Origin of the sequence: Streptosporangium sp. NPDC006013 (genome assembly GCF_040614275.1) — a bacterium.
In the GTDB taxonomy this organism is placed as follows: Bacteria; Actinomycetota; Actinomycetes; order Streptosporangiales; family Streptosporangiaceae; genus Streptosporangium.
The window spans coordinates 1-2,027 of sequence record NZ_JBEXUE010000867.1 but is presented as its reverse complement, the minus strand read 5'-3'; the positions used below and the strand labels follow the sequence as shown (position 1 = coordinate 2,027).

Here is a 2,027-nt window from a genome sequence, read left to right as displayed (position 1 = left end):
ACGCCCACACCATCTGGGACTACCACCAGATGCACCACGACCTGAGCCGGTGTGACGTGGCCATCGGTCTGGGCAGCCACGATCTGGGGGTGGCATCCTCGCACCGGACGATCCCGGGCGGCTGGCCGACGCCGCGGAGCGTACCCTGGCCGGCTGGCAGGCCCCCCTGCGGGACGTGGCGCCGCTGCCGCCGCTGCCCGCGGTCGAGGGTGGCCGCCTGGTGCTGCTGTCGCGGCCGGACGCGCCGCAGTCGCGCATCCGGTTGCGCGCGCCGGGGGTGACCGTGGAACACGAGCGCTACCCGGAGCTGTTCCTGGCCTGCAGCGTCCTGGGCGGCGCTCTGTCCTCCCGGCTGTCGCGCAGCCTGCGGGAGGACAAGGGCTACGTGTACGGCGTCACGGTGTTCTTCGACAGCCATCCCGGCGCCGGGCTCCTGGCGATCGAGGCCGACACCGCGGCCGCCACCACCGGCCCCGCGCTGGAGGTGCTGGCCGCCGAACTGTCCCGGATGCGGACCCATCCGCCCACGGGCCAGGAGATCGCGACCGCGCGCGCCTACGCCATCGGGTCGATGGCGACCCGCCTGGCCCCCCGCGCCAGGCTCGCCACCGCGCTCGCCGACCTGGCGGCCAAGGCGATGGACCCGCTCCTGTTGCTCGACTTCCCGCGCCGGCTGGCCGCCGTGACCCCGGACGCCGTGGTCGCGGCGGCCGAGGAGTTCTTCGCTCCCGAGCGCTTCTCCGGCGTGGTCGCGGCGGACCCCCGGGAACTCGCCGATCCCCCGGCCCTCGGGTGGGGCCGGGGGCCTCTCGTCAGCTCGGCACCCGGCTAGACGCCGGGAAGTAGGGCAGCAGGCCGGTCTGCTCGTGGCAGTTGAGGTACTCCATGAGGGCGCCCTCCGGCACCACGTAAACCTCGTGGCCGAGCGTCACATGGATGTCGGGGGCGAACCGGGCGATCAGCTCGCCGGCGCTCTTGTAGATCGCGAGGTGCGTCGGGTGGCTGTGCGTCCACCGCTCAAGGTGGGACAGGCTCAGGAACCAGGCCAGAGTGGCGGTCTGCACCTTGGTGTCGTTCGACACGGTCAGGTCGGCGAGGCGGGCGGACAGGCAGCCCGCCTCTCGGGGATTGGCGGTGAGGTAGTCGACGCCTTGCCGGTAGACGGGCAGGACGCGCTGTTCGAACCAGGCGCGTTCCTCGTCAGGGCAGTGCGTCCAACCCTGCGGGCTGCGAATGAAGCACAGGTTCGCCGGTGTGGCCACGACCAGATGGCGACCGGCCGAATCCACCCGCTCCGTCTCCACCGACTCGGCCTCGCCGACCAGCCCTCCGTCTTCGGCGGCGGCGATGCGATCCCGCATCGCTCCGGAGTAAGAATGGTAGATGTTCAGCGCCGTGGGAAACCGCGAGGCGAGACCCCATGACGGGGAGTCGTACGAGTACGACGTCTCGAAGTGATCCACCGGTGCCCGCAGCACTTCCGTCCACAGACCGATCGGCCCGCCTTTCGCGGTCAGGTCCGGGTCGGCCCAGGAATCGAGCGGGTGCTCGGCGGACCATGCGTTCTCGGCCTCGGCGTCCAGCCAGTACGCCAGGACGATGTCGTTGACATGACCGAGCGCGTCGACGTGGGTGGCGCGCTCGTACGTCACGGGGGCGTGCGCGCCGTCCAGTGCGGCGACGATGCCCGACATCACGCCGGCCGCCTCCTCCGCCGCCCGATGCTGAACGGCCAGCTGGCGCAAGGTGACGCCCGTCAGGTCCTCGGGCAGGCGCAGGCTGTACGCCGGGTAGGGGTTGTGAAATCCGTCAGGCCGGATTTTCGTCATGAGGCTGCCCTCTCAGGCCGGGGTCGACCGTCTTCGAAGATGGCTGCGAACGGGCGCCCAGCACGCGGACGGCCCGATGGGGTGGGGATGATGCCTGCGGGGAGGTCGTGGACCTCACCGCAGGTGAGCGTTCATTCCGCGCCGGCCGAGCCGTCTTCCTTGTCGGTGCACGTGTGCCCGCCTGGCGGGAACACGCCC

Annotated in this window: 2 protein-coding genes; one reads left to right on the top strand and one right to left on the bottom strand. The window is 71.4% G+C overall.

The window, feature by feature from the left end:
- The first annotated feature begins 94 nt into the window (after positions 1 to 94).
- On the top strand, positions 95 to 832 hold the full coding sequence (locus ABZ260_RS50460) for an insulinase family protein (RefSeq protein ID WP_355632935.1): 738 nt from the start codon (positions 95 to 97) through the stop codon (positions 830 to 832).
- Here ABZ260_RS50460 and ABZ260_RS50455 read toward each other — a convergent pair.
- Positions 813 to 1,829, bottom strand: a complete 1,017-nt coding sequence (locus ABZ260_RS50455) for a phenylacetaldoxime dehydratase family protein (RefSeq protein ID WP_355632932.1) — start codon at positions 1,827 to 1,829, stop codon at positions 813 to 815. The genes ABZ260_RS50460 and ABZ260_RS50455 overlap by 20 nt on opposite strands.
- Positions 1,830 to 2,027: the final 198 nt, after the last annotated feature.

Excerpts from the sequence above, each read along its gene's own strand:
- ABZ260_RS50455 (WP_355632932.1), bottom strand. The coding sequence starts at position 1,829 with ATGACGAAAATCCGGCCTGACGGATTTCACAACCCCTACCCGGCGTAC.